This is a genomic window from Mycobacterium hainanense (assembly GCF_041890355.1).
Classification (GTDB): Bacteria; Actinomycetota; Actinomycetes; order Mycobacteriales; family Mycobacteriaceae; genus Mycobacterium; species Mycobacterium hainanense.
In genome coordinates, this window is record NZ_CP169059.1 from 1,946,647 (window position 1) to 1,966,311 (window position 19,665).

Annotated in this window: 18 protein-coding genes; 4 read left to right on the top strand and 14 right to left on the bottom strand. The window is 64.4% G+C overall.

Annotated features, from left to right (window positions below; genetic code table 11):
* Position 1: 1 nt before the first annotated feature.
* The 4 genes from ACEL92_RS09195 to ACEL92_RS09210 form a co-directional block, all read right to left on the bottom strand.
* Positions 2–922 (bottom strand): ferritin-like domain-containing protein, encoded by a 921-nt coding sequence (locus ACEL92_RS09195; protein WP_374025277.1) that lies wholly within the window; start codon positions 920–922, stop codon positions 2–4.
* Between the two features lie 26 nt (positions 923–948).
* Positions 949–1,806, bottom strand: coding sequence for an SDR family NAD(P)-dependent oxidoreductase (locus ACEL92_RS09200; protein WP_374025278.1), 858 nt, complete (start codon positions 1,804–1,806; stop codon positions 949–951).
* Positions 1,807–1,808: 2 nt separating this feature from the next.
* A complete protein-coding gene (locus ACEL92_RS09205; protein ID WP_374025279.1) occupies positions 1,809–2,813 on the bottom strand; it encodes an alpha/beta hydrolase in 1,005 nt (334 codons plus the stop codon).
* Positions 2,814–3,086: 273 nt separating this feature from the next.
* Positions 3,087–3,533, bottom strand: a complete 447-nt coding sequence (locus tag ACEL92_RS09210; RefSeq protein ID WP_374025280.1) for a MarR family winged helix-turn-helix transcriptional regulator — start codon at positions 3,531–3,533, stop codon at positions 3,087–3,089.
* Between the two features lie 341 nt (positions 3,534–3,874).
* On the opposite strand from ACEL92_RS09210, the gene ACEL92_RS09215 reads away from it, so the two are divergent.
* A complete protein-coding gene (locus ACEL92_RS09215) occupies positions 3,875–4,630 on the top strand; it encodes a zinc-binding dehydrogenase (protein WP_374025281.1) in 756 nt (251 codons plus the stop codon).
* A gap of 89 nt (positions 4,631–4,719) precedes the next feature.
* On the opposite strand, the gene ACEL92_RS09220 is transcribed toward ACEL92_RS09215, so the two are convergent.
* Positions 4,720–5,580 carry an NAD-dependent epimerase/dehydratase family protein gene (locus ACEL92_RS09220; protein ID WP_374025282.1) on the bottom strand — a complete coding sequence of 287 codons (861 nt, stop codon included), beginning with the start codon at positions 5,578–5,580 and terminating at the stop codon, positions 4,720–4,722.
* Between the two features lie 102 nt (positions 5,581–5,682).
* Between ACEL92_RS09220 and ACEL92_RS09225 the strand changes: the two genes are divergently transcribed.
* Positions 5,683–6,534: a helix-turn-helix transcriptional regulator gene (locus ACEL92_RS09225; protein ID WP_374025283.1), complete on the top strand. Its 852-nt coding sequence runs from the start codon at positions 5,683–5,685 to the stop codon at positions 6,532–6,534.
* Between the two features lie 204 nt (positions 6,535–6,738).
* Positions 6,739–7,809, top strand: a complete 1,071-nt coding sequence (locus ACEL92_RS09230) for an NAD-dependent epimerase/dehydratase family protein (protein WP_374025284.1) — start codon at positions 6,739–6,741, stop codon at positions 7,807–7,809.
* Positions 7,810–7,819: 10 nt separating this feature from the next.
* On the opposite strand, the gene ACEL92_RS09235 is transcribed toward ACEL92_RS09230, so the two are convergent.
* From ACEL92_RS09235 to ACEL92_RS09270, 8 genes are all read right to left on the bottom strand, one after another.
* Complete coding sequence (locus ACEL92_RS09235) at positions 7,820–9,025, bottom strand: alpha/beta hydrolase (RefSeq protein ID WP_374026138.1); 1,206 nt, start codon at positions 9,023–9,025, stop codon at positions 7,820–7,822.
* A 166-nt stretch (positions 9,026–9,191) separates the two neighbouring features.
* Positions 9,192–10,607, bottom strand: coding sequence for a wax ester/triacylglycerol synthase family O-acyltransferase (locus tag ACEL92_RS09240; protein WP_374025285.1), 1,416 nt, complete (start codon positions 10,605–10,607; stop codon positions 9,192–9,194).
* A 33-nt stretch (positions 10,608–10,640) separates the two neighbouring features.
* Positions 10,641–11,804, bottom strand: a complete 1,164-nt coding sequence (locus tag ACEL92_RS09245) for an NDMA-dependent alcohol dehydrogenase (protein ID WP_374025286.1) — start codon at positions 11,802–11,804, stop codon at positions 10,641–10,643.
* A 21-nt stretch (positions 11,805–11,825) separates the two neighbouring features.
* Complete coding sequence (locus ACEL92_RS09250) at positions 11,826–13,298, bottom strand: aldehyde dehydrogenase family protein (protein ID WP_374025287.1); 1,473 nt, start codon at positions 13,296–13,298, stop codon at positions 11,826–11,828.
* Complete coding sequence (locus ACEL92_RS09255; protein ID WP_374025288.1) at positions 13,292–14,086, bottom strand: SDR family oxidoreductase; 795 nt, start codon at positions 14,084–14,086, stop codon at positions 13,292–13,294. The genes ACEL92_RS09250 and ACEL92_RS09255 overlap by 7 nt, the downstream gene beginning before the upstream one ends.
* Complete coding sequence (locus ACEL92_RS09260; protein WP_374025289.1) at positions 14,079–15,359, bottom strand: amidohydrolase family protein; 1,281 nt, start codon at positions 15,357–15,359, stop codon at positions 14,079–14,081. Before ACEL92_RS09260 ends, ACEL92_RS09255 begins: the two co-directional genes overlap by 8 nt.
* A gap of 119 nt (positions 15,360–15,478) precedes the next feature.
* Entirely contained in the window at positions 15,479–16,111 is a 633-nt protein-coding gene (locus tag ACEL92_RS09265; RefSeq protein ID WP_374025290.1) for a TetR/AcrR family transcriptional regulator, read from the bottom strand.
* A 54-nt stretch (positions 16,112–16,165) separates the two neighbouring features.
* Positions 16,166–17,290: a dihydrodipicolinate reductase gene (locus ACEL92_RS09270; RefSeq protein WP_374025291.1), complete on the bottom strand. Its 1,125-nt coding sequence runs from the start codon at positions 17,288–17,290 to the stop codon at positions 16,166–16,168.
* Positions 17,291–17,426: 136 nt separating this feature from the next.
* Here ACEL92_RS09270 and ACEL92_RS09275 point away from each other — a divergent pair, with 136 nt between their 5' ends.
* Positions 17,427–18,572 (top strand): ABC transporter substrate-binding protein, encoded by a 1,146-nt coding sequence (locus ACEL92_RS09275; protein WP_374025292.1) that lies wholly within the window; start codon positions 17,427–17,429, stop codon positions 18,570–18,572.
* On the opposite strand, the gene ACEL92_RS09280 is transcribed toward ACEL92_RS09275, so the two are convergent.
* Entirely contained in the window at positions 18,564–19,622 is a 1,059-nt protein-coding gene (locus ACEL92_RS09280; protein ID WP_374025293.1) for a dihydrodipicolinate synthase, read from the bottom strand. The two genes, ACEL92_RS09275 and ACEL92_RS09280, sit on opposite strands and share 9 nt — an antisense overlap.
* Positions 19,623–19,665 lie beyond the last annotated feature (43 nt).

Below are 19,665 nucleotides of genomic sequence, written 5' to 3' on the forward strand. Positions count from 1 at the left end.
GTCACGCCGCCGGCTCGTGGGTGAGTTCTCCAACCCAACTCGGCACCGACGGAAGCAGGGGCCGTGGATATCGGTCGGACAGCCACACCATCGAATTCGCCAGCAAGTGATACGGGTGGCGTGGATTTGTGACCACTGCAGCGTAGCGCCTCAGGAAACGATAAGTCGGTACCCGCCTGGTACGTTCGCCGCGATCACCAAGTTCTTTGAATCGCTTCACTGCCCGGTAAAGCCGCTCTGGCTCCATGCCCATGGCGATGATCTCGTTGCGGATCCTATTGATCAGTGGTGCGCCCATGATCGCGCCGATGATCAGACCCGGTGTGGCATTGTGGCCGACGAAGTCGATCAGTAACCGCCGGATCTTCGCGTGCCCGATCAGGTCGAGAACTTCGAAATCGACGACCAGATAGCGTGATTCGTCATTGTTGATCTTCTCGAAAACCTGGTGGCAAAGGGGGTCGTGCACCTCGTCGAGGAGGAATTTCAACAGGGCGCCGTCTAGTGCGACTTCGAGCATGGGAATGACGGTGCCGAGCAGAGACAACGGCATGTCGTCGGCCCAGCGGTCCAACCAGTCGATCGCCAGTCGGATGTTCACGTTCGGCTCGGGGATCTCACCGTCCTCGAGCATGCCCCAGCGCTTCATCAGCGCCAGTTCAGCGTTGGCGTGGCGCTGCTCCTCGGCGTGGAAGTAGCGATAGATCTCGGCGATGGTCGGTGTGGGCGCCTTCTTCGCCAGCGCCGCGAAGCCCCTGGCGCCGATGTTCTCGATCCAGCACAGGTCGGCCATGAACGCCTTGAGCTGTGGCCGCTGTTCATCTGTGATCATTTCGGCGCCGGGGGCGTCCCAGTCGATGTCGGCGAGCGCCCACTGCCGGTCTTTGATCTTGGCGAGCATGGCTTCCATATCGATGGCCACAGCGGCCCTCCTTCGTCGTCGGGTAATCAGGGCAGGTTGATGCGGGACACCAGACCGGCGGCACGCGTATACAACTGCGGTGCAAGGCGCTTGACGTTCCAGCCGATCTTGGCGTCGAGTTGCGGCATGCAGTACAGGTCGCCGCGGTCGTGTGTGTCGAGGCAGATCCGTGCGACCTTGTCAGCCGAGAATCCGGTCCAGCGCATCAACTTGTTGGCCAACTCGCTGGACTCCTCGCTGATGCGGCCGGACTCGACGATGTTGGTCTTGACGAAGGTCGGACACAGCACGGTGACTCGCACCCCGGTGCCGGCTAATTCGGCGGCGAGGGTTTCCGAGAGCGACAGGACCCCGGCCTTGCTGACGTTGTAGGCGGCCATGCCCGGGGCCGCTCCGAACGCCGCAGCGGAGGCGACGTTGATGATGCCGCGAGCAGGGTGCGACCGACCGGCTTCCCGCAGGATGGGGGTGAAGACGTGGCAGCCATGGATCGGTCCCCATAGGTTGATGTCCAAGGTCCAGACCCAATCGTCGAGGGGCGCATCGCCGATGGCGGCGCCGCCGGCGCCGACGCCGGCGTTGTTGATCACCAGCGTGGGCGGCCCCGAAAACCAGGCGCGTGATTGCTCGGCAAGCGCCTGTACATCCTCGAATGTTGAGACATCGCAACGGATTGCCACCGCCTTGGCACCCCGTTGGGTGATCGCGTCGGCCGTCCGCTGCGCGGCGGCCTCGTCGATGTCGCTGCACACCACCGCGCCACCACGCTTGCCCAGTTCGACGGCGAAGGCGGCACCGATACCGCTTCCGGCGCCGGTCACCACCGCCGAAGCGCCGTGGCTGGTCTTCGACCGGTTGAGCAGTCTGTCTACGGGGCCGAACATGGTCAGTGGACCTCCTCGGTCGCGGCGCGGGCATCCTGCAGGGCGTGCGCGATGAACCGCGCGACGTAGGCCATGGCCTTGGCGGCTTCGGGCGTCATCCGCGGCAACGCCTGGAAGACGTGCACCTGGTGGGGCCAGATTTGCAGTTCGCATCGGCCACCGGCGGTGCGGATGTCGGCGGCAAGCTGGCGCGCATCCTCCTGCAGCATCTCGGCACCACCGGCCTGGATCAGGGTAGGCGGGAGCGCGGCGCCGCCGGCGACATCGAGCGTCAGCCGTTCGTGGGTGAGCTCGATGCCGCTGTGGTACAGGCCGACCAGGCGGACCGCGCTCGCCGCCCGGGTGGCGGGATCGGGCCGAATCCGTTCGCGCGCCACTGACAGCTCGAACGTGAGGTCGTACAGCGGAGAGAGCAGCACCATGGCGGCGGGGTGATCGACCTCTGGCTGCAGCAGCAAGTCCACCGACAGGTGACCGCCCGCCGAATCACCGGCGATCACAACCTGTTTCGGTGGCACACCGCAGGTGTTGACCAGCCAGTCCCAGCCCGCGCGGACGTCGTCGGCTGCGGTGGGGAAGCGATGCTTTGGGGCGAGTCGGTAATCGATGCTGAATACCGGCAGCCCGGTCAGGGCCGACAGCCAGGAGGTCAAGCGGCGGTGCGTCTTTGGCGAACATACGGCGTATCCGCTGCCGTGCAGATAGTAGATCGCACCCTCGGTGATTGACGACCGTTCGGTCTCGCTGGTGGGTGTTCGCGGTCCATAAACCCATTCACCCTTGACCCGTCGGCCGTCGGGCAGGGTGGTATCGACCGATTCGACGCGCGTGCCCGCCAGCGATGGCCCGAACGCTCCCATGATGCCTGCGATGATCTGGCGCGACAGCCACAAACCCCATGCACGATCGGGCGGGATCATGCCGGTGATCGGCCGCAGAGTGTAAGCACTTATCGCCGCCGCCGCACGGGACTGCAGTGACCCGCGAGCCGGAACACCGTCCGCCATGGAACGCAGTCAATCCCAAATGGTGACATTAGTCAATGTCAGATGTTGCGGCCGGCCGGATCGCACCGCCGGAGCGGTGTGTAGGTCTTCACCCAACATGGCGGAGCCGCCACGAAGACGAGAATCCTGTGAGTTGACCAAGGTTGCGATCCGCCTTGGCGCCACGCGATGGCTATCGGGCTTAAGCTGCTGGACTTGCGAAATACGCTGTACCTCAACGGTATTGGGGTGGCGTGGCAGATTCCAAGCAGACGGCGCTGCCCTTTCGTGCGATCAGTTGTGGTGGCGCTGCGCGAGCGCTTTGGTCAGCAGCCCGGTGAGTCGTTGCTGCTCGTTGATGCTCAAATGTGCGAGCAAGGGGGCGATCCGCTCAGCCACTGAGGCGGTGATCTGGCGCTCCAGGTGGCGGGACTGGGCAGTCAGACTCACCCGCACCGAGCGGCCGTCGAGGGGGTCACAGGCCTTGGCAACCAGCCCGCGCTGGGCGGCACGGTCGATTAGTCCACTCATCGTGGAGCGCTCGAGCCCCGTGTAGTTTGCGAGGTCGGCCATCGTCGGCTCACGATCACGCAGGATGCCCAGGACCCTCAGTTGCGTCAGCGACAGATCGTGTTCGGCCGCTACTTCCGTAAGTACAGCCATCAACGCAAAAGACATTTGCACCAGTGCATCTCGCAGCTCGTCGAGACGACGCTGGGTTGGAGAACTGTCCGGGATCATAGTCCGCACCCTACACGATAAAGATTCGTATTGCGAACTATAATAGTTCGCCTTACCATCTAAAGACGGTCAGCGCAGTCACCGCGGCCGCCGTGCAGATCCGCATGGAGACCCGACTACGTGTGCATTCCGCTTCATGCGGATCAGAAAGGGCAAGGAACACCATGAAAGCCGCAGTTGTCAGCGCATTCGATGACCCTCCCCGCTACGACGACTTCCCTGATCCCGAGGCCGCACATAACGGTGAAATAGTCGTCGACGTTGTCGCGGCCGCGCTACATCCGCGCGTGCGTTCCCAAGCGAATGGATCGCACTACAGCAGCACCGGAAAGTTACCGCTAGTGCCGGGCATCGACGCGGTGGTCCGCGACGCGAAGGGCAAGCTCTACTACGCCCTGCTCGATGACACCATATACGGCACGATGGCCCAGCGCACGGTCATCGAAAAAGACCGCAGCGTGGCGTTGCCTAAAGACGCTGATCCAATCGCGGTGGCGGCCACCATGAATCCCGCCATGTCGTCATGGGTCGCGCTGCGACATCGCATCAGCTTCAAACGGGGATCGAGCGTTCTCATCCTCGGCGCAACGGGCAACGCCGGACGCGCGGCGATCCAGGTCGCCAAACGCTTCGGCGCCAAACACGTCATTGCAGCTGGCCGCAATGTCGAGCGGCTCAGTGAACTCGCTGCGCTCGGCGCCGACCGCGTGCTCACTCTGGACCAACTCTGTACGGCCGGCGACGTCGATGTCGTCATCGACTACCTCTGGGGACAACCCAGCGCCAAAGGCATAGTCGACGTGCTCACGCACCGCCGTGACCGCGGCAAAGACCTCGTCTGGATCGAAGTCGGCTCGATGGCCGGGTCAAGCACCGAGATCGCCTCGGCCGCACTGCGGTCCACGCGCCTGCAGATCGTCGGAAGCGGCGTCGGCTCAGTGCCCGGCCACGACTTCCGTAAAGAAGTCCCTAAGATCGCCCAAGCCATCACCGCAGGAGCATTCGACATCCGCACCCGCACGATCCCACTCAGCGACGTCACCACCGCATGGACAGAAACGCTCGGCGCGGACCAGCGGATTGTCTTTCTGCCCTAACTGAAAGACGTTGTCTTTCATCTTCCCGAGATACCTGGTGTGCCGGTGGGAAAGATATGGGCGGGCATCACATTTCGCACACGGTTGGGTTAAAGTGCGCCGGCCTCCGCTGCGTGGGTTACCGTCGGATAGAGAGGGCGAAAGCCAAGCTCACGGCGGATTCGCGCCGTGCTCACAGTGTGCTGCCATGGCGAGGGGTCCGCGAAGGGCGACACTATTTGGTCTGGCCTTTCCGCGTGCTCGGGTAGCCGAAGGTTGTGCAGTTGGTAGATCTCGTAGAGGGTCATCGGAGCGTCGTCGCACAGGTTGTAGGTCCGGCCGCCGACGCCTTCCGCGCGGAGGGCTCGCAGCAGTGCCTGGCTCACGTCGGCGTGGTGAGCGGTAGGCAACCGTTGGTGCAACGGCCGGGCCGCGAGCATCGCGGCCGCGTCGGCGACGTGCGGGTCGCCGTCACCGTAAACGAACGGCAGCCGGACGATCCGCAAGTCCAACCCACGCTGATGGTGCAGCGAACGAAGCCGATTCTCGACCTCAACCTTAGCGGCGGGATAGGGGTGCAGGTCGGTGCCCACCGGGTCATCCTCGGTCGCCGGCCGGCCATAGTCGCAGCCGTCATACACCTGATTGGTGCTGGTGTAGACGAATTTAGTGATTCCCGCATCCAGCGCTGCGTTGGCTAGTCCGGCGGTGCCGGCGATGTCCGTCTCTGCCATTTCCTCGGCCGAGAAGGTCCGAAATGAGCTGGCGATGTGGACGATAGCGGTGACTCCGTCAAGCGAGTCGCGCACGGCCGCCTCGTCGCGCAGATCAGCGACGGCGATGTGAGCCCCCACCGGGATTGGGCTCGCACTGTTGCGCACGAGCAGCCGAACGGGCTCGCCCGCCGCATGCATCCGCCTGGCGAATCGACTACCTACTTTGCCTGTTGCGCCTGTAATCAGTGTGGTCATGCATACGACTGTGCGGTCGATCGATCACCGGCGGCAGAGACCTGTTGAGGCTGGGACTGACGATCCCTGGCTGAGCTGCCGGATCGAGGCCAGGATGGAGCGATGGACGCTACGAACCTGGCCGACTTCCTGCGCCGCCGACGGGCCGCACTGCAGCCAGAGGCTGTCGGCCTGCCGGCCGGTCGGCGGCGTCGGACGCCAGGCCTGCGACGTGAGGAGATCGCCGCTCTGGCCGGCATGTCGTGCGACTACTACACCCGGCTGGAGCAGGCCCGCGGTCCTCGCCCGTCCCGCCAGTTGCTGGCCGCACTGGCCCGCGCGCTGCGGCTGACCGACGACGAGCGGGATCACCTGTTCCATTTGGTCGGCGAGGAGGCGCCGCGGCTAGGCCGCAGCTCCGACCATGTACGGCCCGGTGTGCTGCGGTTGCTGGACCGTCTTCGCGACCTGCCCGCCACCGTTGTCGACGACCTCGGGTTCATACTGGCGTGGACGCCCACGGCCGAGGCGTTGGTGGGCACCGACTTCAGCGCGTTGTCGGACGCCGATCGCAACGTGAATGTGCTCTTCTTCTGCCGCGGACCGTCCGGTCACAACCCGTTTAGGCAAGCCGATCATCTGGCGACGGCCCGCAGCCACGTCGCCAACCTTCGGGCAGCCGTAGCGACTCATCCCGCCGACCCGCGCGGCGCCGAACTGGTCCGCCGGCTGCGGGCCGGCAGTGCTGAATTCGACCGACTGTGGGACGAGCATGAGGTGTCCGTACGCCGTTCCTCGACCAAAGTGTTCGTCCATCAAGAGATCGGCGAAATCGAGTTGGACTGCGAGATGTTCCATCTACCCGAAGTCGGTCAGAAACTCATCGTCCATACTGCTGAGCCGGGCAGCAGCGCCGCGCAGGCCCTCGAGCTGCTTCGGGTACTCGGCCTTGATCGCATCCAAACCACCGGCTAAAAAAACCATTTTCAGGCATTCCAAGAGGCCACGTCGGCACGACGGGGCGGCAGGGCGATTGCGGAAACGACCATACTCATTAATGAGAATATATGCATCCGCCAGCGCTGCATGAACCTCGCCCGGTCGCGTGCCCCCGGTGTCATGTGCTTGCATGGCGTGCACCCTTGCGGAGGGAGGGCGGGATGGGAGATGGTTTTGTCTATGCCGGACAGAGTGCTTGTCACCGGAGCGCTGGGCCTCGTCGGGCGCTACACGGTGAACGAATTGTCTTCTCGCGGAGCCGACGTGGTGGCCACCGACCTCGACACCAAGCGGAACCGCAAGGCCGCTCGGCAGTTCGCGGCTGACGTCGACGTCCGCTTTGCCGACCTGACCGACGCCGCTGCCGTAGGCAGGCTCGTCGCGGCCGTCCAGCCGAGCGTGGTGGTGCATCTCGCGGCGGTGATTCCGCCGGTGTGCTATCGAAATGTCCGGGTCGCACGGGCGGTCAACGTCGGTGCGACAGCGACGTTGGTCGATGCCGCCCGGCAACTTCCTAACCGCCCCCGCTTTGTACAGGCTTCCAGTGTGGCCGTTTACGGTGCACGTAATCCACATCGCGGTGACGACCTACTCACCGATTCGACGCCGCTTCGCGCCTCTGACTGCTACGGCCAGCACAAGATTGAGGCGGAGGCGGTAGTGCGCAGTTCGTCACTGCCGTGGGTCATACTCCGGCTGGGCGCAATCATCTCCACCGATCTGCGCGCGATGACGGTGGGAGCTGATCAGTTGTTCATGGAGTGGAGCTTTCCCGTCGACGGACGAATCACCACGGTCGACGTTCGCGACGTCGCCGCCGCCTTCGCGTCGGCGACAACCGCGGACGTGGTGGGCCGTACGCTTTTGATCGCCGGTGACCGATCACACCGCCAGCTGCAGGGAGATGTCGGGCCGGCGCTGGTGGCGGCGTTGGGGCTTGGGGGTGCCTATCCCCGCGGACGGGTGGGCGACCCCGATGACGACGACGAATGGTTCGTCTGTGACTGGATGGAAACGGAGCCCGCCGAGGAAGCACTGGCATTTCAGAACCACCCGTGGCCGCACATGCTTGACGAAATTCGCGCCCGGGTCGGGCTTCTCCGCTTTCCGCTGCGGGCGCTGGTGCCTGTCCTTCGGCCGATGCTTGCACGGCGGTCTCCCTATCACGGAGCGCCAGGGCATTTCGCGGAGCCGTGGCGCACGATACGCAGCCGATGGCCGGAGTCGGTCCCGGACAACGAATCCGTGTAGCGGGCCGGCGTTAACCGGCAAGCGACTTGGTGCACTCCAGGTAGATCGCGTCCAGGAACCGACCGACCGCGGAACAGGTGACACCGGTGCGGGCGCCGTCGATGAGATCGAACCCGTGTTGAGCGCCCGGCAATTCGAGGTATCCCGTGAACGACGACGATCGCGAACGCAATTCACGGATGAAGTCACGCGCCTGCTCGACCGGGATGACGGAGTCCCCGCTGCCGTGAACGACCATCATCGGCGGAGCGCCTTCACCGATCCGTGCGATAGGGGATGCGTTGCGGAACACCGCGGGCGCATTACGTTGCGTCTGCCTGACGATCAGATTCTCCAGGAACCCCATGAAGCGGTCGCGTTCCGGTGTTGACCGATCCTCCCAGTCGTAGCGTCCGTATAACGACACCGCCGCATCGACTCTTGTGTCGATTCCGCCTTGTTCGCAATCGAATACGGCATCGCCCGGACTGAGCGCCGCAAGGGTGGCCAGATGGCCGCCCGCCGAGGCGCCGGCAATAGCGACGAAGCCCGGATCGCCACCGAAGGTGCTCACGTTCGCGCGAGCCCACGCGATGGCAGCTTTGACGTCCATGATGTGACGCGGCCAGCGGTGTCGCGGTGAGACGCGGTAGTCGATGGCCAGGCACAGCCAACCGCGTTCGGCGAGATGAGCCAACAACGTATGGCCCTGATAACGTCGGCTGCCGTGCAGCCATGCCCCACCGGGCACGTATATCAAGGTGGGTGCCGGCCTAACGGGTGCTTCGCGGGCGCGCCAGACGTCGAGCACCTGGGAACGATCCGGGCCGTAGGAAACGTCGGCCTGGTAAACGTATCGTCGACGCAAATCGGGTCGGTCGAACAAAGGTGGTCGGCGCGTCGGGAGTGGCCACTCCGTTCGGTCGTCTCGTGCCAAGCCGCTGAGTGAGGTCTCGCACGCCGTTACCGCGTCTTGGTGGGAGTATCGCTGCCGCAACCGAGGTGTGTCGGACGGCTTCGAACGCGTTGCTGCTTCGAGGAATCCGGGAATTTGTCGATACATCCATGCGCCCATTGCGGCGGCGTCGGCAAGCGGCTGCAGTTGTGTCCCTACGCCGGGAAGCCGTGGCATGGTCTTGCTGACAGCTGTCAAGTATGCGGTGGGTGCCGTGACCAAGAACAATTCGGCGATACGGCGGGTCGAATTACTGCGGGACTGACGCGGGGTTCGCCTCATCGTCACTACCGTACTCCGTCGTTGGACCCACTGCTCGAAAAATTTCGCAGCAATAGGGTGTTTCGTCACTCGCTGCGATCGCATCGGGAGCGCCCTTCCGTGCGTCAAGGCGTTGGCTCGCGCTTACGCGGGGCCGGACCGATGCCGTCACGGCGAGCGGCGCCTGCTAGGGAGCCATCACTCCCGGAATTGCGGAAAGCGTCGACGAGAGTCCGGCGGCGCAGCGGATGGTTACGAAGTCGTCAACCATTGCCTCGGTCAGTTCATGTGGATCCCCGGGGGTAAGTCCGTCGGCGAGCACCGAGATGCTGAGCTGGTCGACATAACTCCATACCGTGATGTTCAAGCCGCTGCCCACGGTCAGCGGGCCCACCGAGTAGATCTCGGAGACGATCCTGTTGTTCAATTGGCCACGCTCACGCGGCCCCATCACATTGGAGATCGGCAGCGTGAAGATCTTGTTTCGCGAACTGCGGCGCGCAAGATACCTAAACAACGCGGCTGCTGGAGCGGGCGGCAGGTATTCGGACCACCGGCAGACGAGCTCGGGGCCCAGCAGCCGATGGTTCTCTTTGGCGGTGCTGGCGGCCGCGCGAGCGGCATACACCCGCTTGATGGGATCGTCGACATCACTTGCCAGCGGTACGAGCATGCCGCTGAACCGATTCCCGAAGAGCCGGTCCGGCGAGACGTCGAAGCTCACCGGCACCGACGCCAGCAGCGGCTCGTCCGCGTCGCCGTCGTAGCGCTGCCGCAGAGCGCGCAACCCACCCGCGGAAATCGCGAGAACCAGATCGTTGATGGTCACGCCGAGCTGAGAAGCCGTCTCCTTGACGTCGCGCAACGGTAGCGCCGCCGTGGCGAAACGCCTTGTGGCGTCGAGCTTGTGGTTGATGAAGGAGGGGGGAGGTGTGAATGGCCACGCCAGTTCCGGTGACAATCGCCGCTTGCTCGCGCGAACCCGTCGCAGGCCGTCAGCGGTGTACCGGACCGCCGAGGGCAGACGCCCCACCTGCCGCAGATGATCACCCAGCGCCGACACGACGAGCGCCGTGCGAGACGGCACCGGCTCTGTCGGGTAACCGTCGCGTTCGTCATCCAAAGCGAGGCCGGGATCCATCCCCTTTGCCAAGAGGTTCGCCGCTGCCACACCGTCGGCGAGTGCGTGGTGGATCTTTCCGACGACCGCCACCCTGTTGTCGGCAAGACCCTCGAGCAGGTAGAGCTCCCATAGTGGTCTGCTGCGATCCAACGGCGTGCTCGCTATTTCGCCGACCACCTCGTCCACCTGACGCCGGCCGCCGGGGCTCGCCACCTGGACCGCCCTGACGTGGTAGTCCAAATCTATTTCGACATTTTCCCGCCACATCGGGTGATGGAATTTGAAGGGAATGTCGATCAGTTCGAACCGGAACGGATCCAACTTGTAAAGCCGTCGGGCGATCACTTGGCGGAACTGTTCGATGCCGTAATGCTCTTCATCGGTTGCCAGGTCCAGAACGGCGACCTTGATAGTGTGCATGTGCACGGTCGGAGTCTCCGAGTACAACATCGACGCATCCCAACCGCTGAGTCGAATCACGGTACCCTCCCCGAAGTGCGTTGATAGCCGTGTCTACTCGAAGGCGATGACGCCGCGAATGTTCTTGCCGGCGCGAAGGTCTTTCATGGCCTCGTTGATGTCGTCGAGCTTGTACTTCTGAGTGACCAGCTCGTCCAGTTTGATCAGGCCTGCCTCGTACATGGATAGCAGCTTGGGCATGGCTTCGCGCGGGTTCATCTCGCCGTAGAGCGCCCCTTTGAAGGTCTTGCAGGAGTTGACCATGTCGCCGAGCATCATCGGCACCATCATGTCGGTGATCTTGGCCATCCCCGTTAGCACGCAGGTTCCGCCCTTGCGCAACAACATCATCGCCGTAAAGATCAGGTCTGCGGGCACCACCCCGGGGGTGAGAACGACGCGATCGGCCATGACTCCCCAGGTGATCTCCTTGACCAGTTCCACTGCCGCACCGGCATCGACAGCGGTGTGGGTTGCGCCGAACGTCGGCGCGATCTGACGTTTGAATTCGTTGGGGTCGATGGCGACGATGTGCTTGGCGCCCGCGACCTTGGCGCCCTGCACCGCGTTCATGCCGATTCCGCCGACGCCAATCACAACGACCGTGTCGCCCGCTCGCGTACCTGCCGCGACGGATCCCGAGCCGAATCCCGTTGTCACACCGCAGGACACCAGTGACGCGGCCTCCAGGGGGATCCAATCATTCACTTTCACCAGCGAGCGCTCGGATGCCACCACGTACTCGGAGAAGGTGCCGACCTGCATCATCGCCATCAGGTCCTCGTCACCGAGGTGCCGACGCCGGGTGCCGTCGGTGGTCATTGCCTTGCTGTAGATGTCGGAGCCAATGTCGCACAGGTATGTGTGCCCGGTCGCGCACCACCGGCAGCTGCCGCAGGCAGGCAGGAACGAGATCGCCACATGGTCACCAGGTTTGAGGGTCTTCACCTCGGGACCGACCGCTTCGACCACGCCGGAGCCCTCGTGGCCGCCGAGCATCGGGAACCACTCGGGCACCGAAATGCCGGACGCCCGCATCATTTCTTCCATCTCGGCCGTCGGCACACTGTCGCCGGTATAGAAGTGCTCGTCAGAATGGCAGATGCCGGCATAGGCCATCTTGACCAGAACCTCGCCGGCGTGTGGAGGATCGAGCTCGACGTCGGTGACTTCCCAATCGATACCGACGCCGCGCAACACCGCTGCTTTGGACTTCATTGTCGCTTCTTTCGTTGGGAGTCAGGCGGCCGGCCAGCCGACGGTCTTTGTCTCGGTGAAGATTTCGAGTCCTTCGATGCCGCATTGCCGGCCGACGCCGGACTGCTTGTAGCCGCCGAACGGGGCGTCGGCGCCGTACCAGAGGCCGCCGTTGATTCCGAGCGTCCCGGTTCTGATGCGGCTCGCCACGGACTTCGCGCGGTCGAGGTCATTGGCGAACACGACGCCGGACAGGCCATAGATCGAATCGTTCGCGATCCGCACTGCATCCTCGTCGCCGTCGAACCCGATGACCGACAGCACCGGCCCGAAGATTTCCTCCTGCGCGATGGTCATCTTGTTGTCGACATTCGCAAACACCGTTGGCTCTACGAAGTAGCCCTTCGGAAGATGCTTGGGCACACCGCCGCCGGTGACCAGCCGGGCACCTTCCTGCTTGCCCTTCTCGATGTAACCGAGCACCCGATCTTGCTGCTTCTTGGAAACCAACGGGCCCTGCAGCACCGAGGGATCGGTGGGGTCGCCGTATTTGTTTTTCTCCATTGCAGCCGTGACGATCTCGACGGCTTCGTCGTAGCGCGAGTTGGGAACGAGCAGGCGGGTGGGCATCGCGCAGCCCTGCCCGGCGTGCATGCAGATGAATGCGCTGCCACCCACCGGCCCGCTGATGTCTCCGTCCTCGTCGAGAACCAGGTACACGGACTTGCCGCCGAGCTCGAGAAACGTTGGCTTGACGGTTTCGGCGGCGGCGGCCATTATGCGCCTGCCGGTGGCCGTCGAACCGGTGAACGCCACCATATCGACCAGTGGCGACGTCGAAATCACCTCGCCGACAAGGTGATCAGACGATGGCACGACGTTGATGACGCCGGGCGGGATGTCGGTCTGCTCGGCGATGATTCGACCGATCCTGGTGGCGTTCCAGGGTGTGTCCGGGGCGGGCTTGAGCACGCACGTGTTGCCCATAGCGAGGATGGGACCGATCTTATTGAGGATGATCTCGAAGGGAAAATTCCAGGGGGTGATGACGCCGACGACACCGATGGGTTCCTTCCACACCTCCCGGGCGGTCAGGCTGCCCATGCCGAACGCGTCCTTGTCGGGAAGCGACCGCTTCCAGGTGAATTCGCTGATCATGTCGGCAGGCCAGGAGAGGGCCTCCTTGAGGGGTACGTCGAGCTGCGGTCCATAGGTGGATAACACGGGACAGCCGACTTCGGCGACCAGTTCGGCTCGCAAGTCCTCGCGTTCGGCTTCCAGCGCCGCCTGCAGCTGCCGGAGGCCGGCGGCCCGCGCCTCGCCGTCGCGCGACCACTCGGTATTGTCGAACGCGTGCCGCGCCGCGGCGATCGCACGCTCCATGTCGGCGCGTGTCCCGTCGCTGGTGGTGCCCAGGACCTCCTCTGTCGCCGGGTTGATGTTCTCGAAGTGCCGCCCGGTCTCGGATTCGACGAGCTTCCCATCGATCAACATTCGCGGTTCGTGGTTCACCATTTGCGAAGTACCTTCACTGCGTCGGAGGTGCGCGGGGCAAGGGTTAGGTAGGGGATGAAACTGCTGTTGCCGCAACGGATCACGGAGTTGACTACATCGGTCAGATGCTCGACGTCAATCAACCCGCCAAGCATGTACTTGTTCTCCATCCAATATCGGATGGCCGTCTCCAACGCGTCGGGATCCCAGGCCTTGTTGAACTCGGTCTGCGCGTCACCGCTGCCGCCGAGACTGTCACCCACCGCGAGGCGGGTGAAGCCGATCTCCGGATGTTCGATGCGCCACGCCTCGACGAGCTTGTCGAGAGCGCCCTTGGTCACGGCGTAGGCTCCGAGCAATGGCCACGGAGTCGTGTAGGACGCACTGAGCGAGGACAGGTATACGGCCGATCCCGCCGAGGCAGCGAGGTGTGGCGCGGCGGCGGCGGTGACGAGCGAAGCGCCGGTCACGTTGGTGGCGAACAGCTGCGCCCATTGTCCCGCCGTCATCTCGCGCAGTGGCGCGAGCACGCCCATGCCGGTGGTGTAGACCAGGGCATCAAGACCGCCCAGCGCGCCGACCACTTCGGACATCGCGTCGTGGCAGGTGTCGGAAATGGTGACGTCGCACGCCACCGCCACGGCTCCGTTGCCCGCTTCCTTGGCCGCGTCGACCAGCTTGTCGTATCGACGCGCCAACAACGCGACGTGCGCGCCCCGGCGTGCGAGCCCGATTCCGATGCACCGGCCCAGACCGGAGGAGGCGCCCACGACCGCGACTCGCAACGGCCGTTGTTCGTTGTCAGACATCGAGCTTGGCGCTCATAGTGCCGAGGGTCGCGCCCGCGGTGCGTTCGAACCGGCCATGGTCGAAGCTACGGATCTCGACATCGTGGTCACCGGCTTCGGCGCGCAGCGCGCCGACCGTGCATCGTTCTCGGGTGCGGTGCTGGAACGGGTCGAATGAGTACCAACGGCATGCGTTCTCATACGTGATCTTGTTGATCTCGTCGTCGGGGAGGTCGACCATGACCAGGGCAAGCTCCTCGGGTGCCGCTGGCCACGACGAGTCGGAGTGCGGGTAGTCACACTCCCAGGCGATGTTGTCGATGCCGATGTCGTGGCGGAGTTTGATTCCGATCGGATCGGCGATGAAGCAGGTCAGAAAGCGTTCCCGGAACACCTCACTGGGCAGTCTGTTTCCGAAGTCCTGACCGGTCCACAGGTGATGCATTTCGTAGGTTCGGTCGAGTCGGTCGACGAAGTAGGGGATCCAGCCGGTGCCGCCCTCGGAAAGTGCGAAGCGGACGTCCGGGAACTTCTTGATGACGCGCGACCACAACAGGTCGGCGGCCGCCGAGCACACATTCATCGGCTGCAGCGTGATCATGACGTCGACGGGCGCGTTGTCGGCGGTCATGGTGATCTTGCCGGAGGAGCCCAAGTGGACCGAGAGCACCGTGTTGGTGTCCGACAGCGCCCGCCACATCGGATCCCAGTACTCGTCGTGGAAGCTCGGGAAGCCGAGCGTGGCGGGGTTCTCGGTGAAGGTGACCGAGTGGCAGCCTTTGTCGGCGTTGCGGCGGATCTCTTTGGCGCACAATTCGGGATCCCACAACACGGGCAGCCCCATGGGCAAGAAGCGCCCAGGATACGAGCCGCACCAGTCGTCGATGTGCCAGTCGTTATATGCCTGGGTGACGGCGAGGGCGAGGTCCTTGTCGGGGTGGGTGGCGAACAGCCGGCCCGCGAAGCCGGGGAAAGACGGGAAACACATCGATCCCAGCACACCGCCGGCGTTCATGTCCTTGATCCGCTCATGGATGTCGTAGCATCCCGGGCGCATTTCGTCGAAGGCGGTCGGCTCGACGCCGTATTCCTCGCGTGGGCGACCCGCCACAGCGTTCAGGCCGATGTTGGGGATGATGGCATCGTTGAACGTCCATACTTCCGAGCCATCGGGTCGGCGGATGACCCGGGGCGCCGCGTCCGCGTACTTGCTTGGAAGCCTGCCGTCGAACAGGTTCGGCGGCTCCACCAAATGGTCGTCGACGCTCACCAAGATCATGTCTTCGGGCTGCATGGGTCTCCTTGGGCACAGAGGTTGAGAACGAGGCTATCAGCTAGGCGGAGGAACTATTTCGATTTCCGGAAATATGCATTTCCATAACGGCGGCGGCCTCCATGAGTTGGCTTCAACGATCAGCGCCGCAGCATCGTGTGAGGGTCGACGGCAAAAGAGAGCAGGAGCCGGTCGAGGATCTTGGCGGCCCGACGACGCGCCCTATGGGGGTTCGCGGAGTGCGCGACCAGAAGCGAGGCCTCCTCGAGCGCGGCGACAAGCATGTGCGTCAGCTCCCCGACGGGTTGGTCGTCGATGATGCCCTCGGCGATCGCTTCGCGGACCACCTCGTTGATGAGGGCGATGCTGTTGCCCTCCTGGATTTCACGAAGGGTCTGCCAGCCCAGTACCACCGGGCCGTCGACGAGTATCACCCGCTGCACCGCGGGTTCCTGTGCGGCTTCGAGAAATCCGTGCAATCCGCGCGTGAGTCGCTCCCAGGCGTCCGCGCCCGGCGGGGGGGCGGCGATGGACCGGAGCGTCAGATCGTTCTCGACATCTTCGAATACGGCTCGAAACAGCTCGGCCTTGTCCTTGAAGTGGTGATAGAAGGCGCCGCGCGTCCCGACGCCCGACCTGGTCACGATGTCACTGATGCTCGTGTTGAAAAACCCGCGTTCAACGAACAGGTCGCGACCCGCGTCGATCAGGTCGCGGCGGGTCTGCTCGCCCCGGGCGCGTCGATCCTCGTCCGCCCCGCCACGCTTCGCCATGCCGACGATCTTAGCAACCTGCAGCTTGAATGTTGAAGGCCGGCCGGGGCTGTCTCAGCGCACGATCCCGCGAACGGTCATCAGACCTAGTTCGGCGTGGGACTTGAAGCCCGGCGGGGCGTCGCAGATTGCGGGGATGGAGTTCACCGGTTCCATCGCGGTCCAGGCGTAGCCGATGTAGCCGGGCTTCGCGTGCTCTCGGGCTTGCTGGCTGCCCCGCAGGATCAGCTCGGTTCCTGGGTCGCCCTCGATCACCACGCGGTAGTGGTAATACGGCTCCCAATCAGGCTTCGGGTCGATGGCGTCGTGTTCGATGAACGAGTAGAGCTCGTGCAGCGTGATGAACGGCCTGCCGTCCACCCACGCCGTCCAGAGGTGGTGCTGGGATGCAACGGTGCCCTCCTTGATGACACCCTTGAGACCCGGCATGTCCATGTCCGGCGTCCCCTCGTAGGGGATGTCGCGGGTGGCGGTGCCCAGCTCCACATCCGTCGTGAACTTCTCTACCGTTTTGCCCAGTCCCTCGACGACCATGGTCAGGGACTGCGCGAACAACGACCACGCGTCCTGGAAGAGATTGCCCTCCGCGAACTCGGCCGGGGTCTTGCCGAAACCCATCTCGTCCAAATACTTCAACGTGTCCTTGTTGAAGTTCACCGCCTCGTAGATGTGGATGTGGTCGGTCTTGCCGACGATCCGCGCCAGCGTCAGAACGAGCAAGTCCGCCGCGTATCCGGGGTGGATTCCGCCTCCGTGGAACGAGGTACCGCCGTCTTGGCACGCCGCCTCGATCTTTTCGATGTCCGCACTGTTGGTTTCGGTCCGATGCCACCAGGCTCCGCCCGAGGCGACGACGCTCTTTCCGCCGCGCAGCAGGCGGCAGATCTCGTCGACGTCGGACCAGAGTGGCGCGTAGAACACGCAGTCGGCGTCGAGGGCCTCCAGTGCTGCCTTGTCGGTAGTTGCCAGCACGCCGATCGGTGCCACCCCGACGAGCTCACCCGCGTCTTTGCCGACCTTTTCCGGACGATTGCAGAGCACTCCGACGACTTCGTAGAGGGGGTTATGGGCGAAGTGGCGCAGCGCCAGCGTCCCGACATTGCCCATGCCCCACTGGATCACGCGATACTTCTTCTCGACAGCCTGCGTGCGGGATTCCAGCGGTGATGCGAGCGTCATTGCGTCTCCTTCGGGCGGCCCCCCTCGCAACGTACACCCCGAAAGGGCAGATATGCCGGTTACGGAAACCGCCGTTTCCGGTTCGCGGATACGGATGGCATCGGCCCGGACAACCTTCATCCGGTATGTTGCCGCTATGCCAGACGACGAGGTTCGCGCATACGGGTCGGTTGCTCCCCTGAAAGTCGGCCTGCTGAACGACTATCCGACTACCGGGGACACCGACAACGACAGCCTCGACGCGCTGCGCCTGGTGATGGACGAAGCCGTCTCGTCCGGGCTGGTCGATCGGCCGATCGAACTCTGCATGCGCAACGTGGTCGGCTTGCCCAACGGTACCTACGCCGCGGTGGAGAGGGCCTTCGACGAGCTGGTGGCCGAGGGCTGTCTGGCCATCTACGGCCCGTGGGTATCGGACAATGTGGTGCCGCTGCGTTCCCACGTCGAGGCCACCGCTCGCGTTCCGATCGTCACCCTGTCGGGGTCGGAGGGTGCGCTGGGCGAGTGGTGCTTCGCGCTGAACAACGGCTCGATGCCCGAGGAGCCGGTTATGCTCGCCGCGGTGATGATCGGGGATGGCCGCTCGCGGATCGCCATCGCCTACGAGTCGTCGTTGATCGGCAAGGAGTACCTCGCGTTCGCCCAGCGGGCCTACGATGTCGCGGGCCTGAAAATTGTTGGCACCGTCGCGATTCCCCAGGTGGAGGCCGACAAGTCTGAGGCGGTTGCTGCGCTGCGCGCAGCCACCCCCGACGCTCTGGTGCACGTGGGATTTGGGCACGGCCTGTGGGGGTTTACCGACGCGCTGCTGGCGGCGGGCTGGGACCCCCCGCGGTACACCACGACGGCCTTCGAAATGGCGCACATCAACGCGGAATGGAGTCGACAGCTGTCCGGCTGGATCGGTCTGGACAGCTACGACGAGCGCAACACCGTCGGTCAGGCCTTCCTGGACCGCTTCGAGGCCAGATACGGCCGTCGGCCCGCACATTCCATGCCCGGGCTGTCGCACGACGCGGCCACCGTGATCGTGCGCGGCCTCGCGGCGGCGCGCCCGCTCACCGGGGAGGGAGTGAAGAACGGGATCGAGCAGGTCAAGCTCATCCCCTCGGCCAGCGGCGCCCCCGGGACATTCTTGCGGTTCGGCCGGTTCATCCGGCAGGGCTGGATGGGATCCGATTATCTCGTTGCCCGCAGGGTGTTACCGGACGGCAGCGCGCACGTCTTCCACGCGGCGCCGAGCGACCACATCGCCCGCGCGGTCGCGCGCGCCTCACGCTAGTTGGATCGCGCCGAATACCGGTGCGGTCACGATGCCGGGCGGTTGGGCAAGCACGTACGGAATCGCGCGAATCGCGCCCATCGCGATCATCAGGTGGCCCGGCATGGCGTGCTGGCCGGGTTGCGCCGAGCCATCGAACCCCACGTCGAGCTGGAGTTCGAAGCTCGGCTGCCCTTTGATGACCGCGCGGATCAGGGGCGCCTTCTCGCCGGGCGCCAGCGGTGCCATATTCCACTGGGGAAGGTCGCGGGTGAGCACCCACTCCTCGTGGATGGCCAGCAGCGGGCGCCCCGACCAGTGACCGGTCCACGAGAACCGCTGCCCGACAACCGTTCCCGCCTCGATCGTCCCCGCGAGGACCTCGATGTCATGGGGCAGCGTGGTCGCGTCGACCGTCACGTCGATGCGCGACAGGCTGATCCCGAGGACGTCGGCGGTGGCGTTGAGTGCCTGGCGGTAGGCCATGTCGAGCTTTTTGATGATCGGGGAATCGACGCTGACGTCTTCGGGCGGCCTGCCCATCCCCATCAGGTCGACAAGCATCGGCCGGCTGTCGACGGCTGACACGTCGGTGGCCTCGTAGAGGTCGATCCGGTCGATCGTCTTGCTCAACCCCGTCACCGTGGCGACGAGGCGCTCGAACATGAACCCAGGGTTCTCGCCCGCGGCGTGGAACCGCGAACCGCCCCGCCGGCAGGCGTCGATGAACGCCGATTCGGTCTCCGCGCCGTAACTGGGCAAGTGGTTGTACGACGTGGTCGTGATGACGGTGCTGCCGGCGGCCAACAGGCGGCAGATGTCCGCGGCGTTCGTCTCGATGGCGTGTGCCTTGCTGGCCGTGTGCACGACGACGTCGGCGCCCAATGCGACGATCTCGTCCTTGTCCGCCGTGGCGATCACGCCGGTCGTCGGCGGGAGACCACAAAGCGCGCCCGCGTCGAGCCCTGTTTTCGCCGGGTCGTAGACCAGGACTCCCACCAGCAGATAACGGGGATTCTCGATAAGCTCTTGCAGGGCGGCCCGGCCCACGGCGCCGGTTGCCCACTGCACGACTCGAATAACCAATCGGACGCTCCAGGTTGCGCTTTCGCGA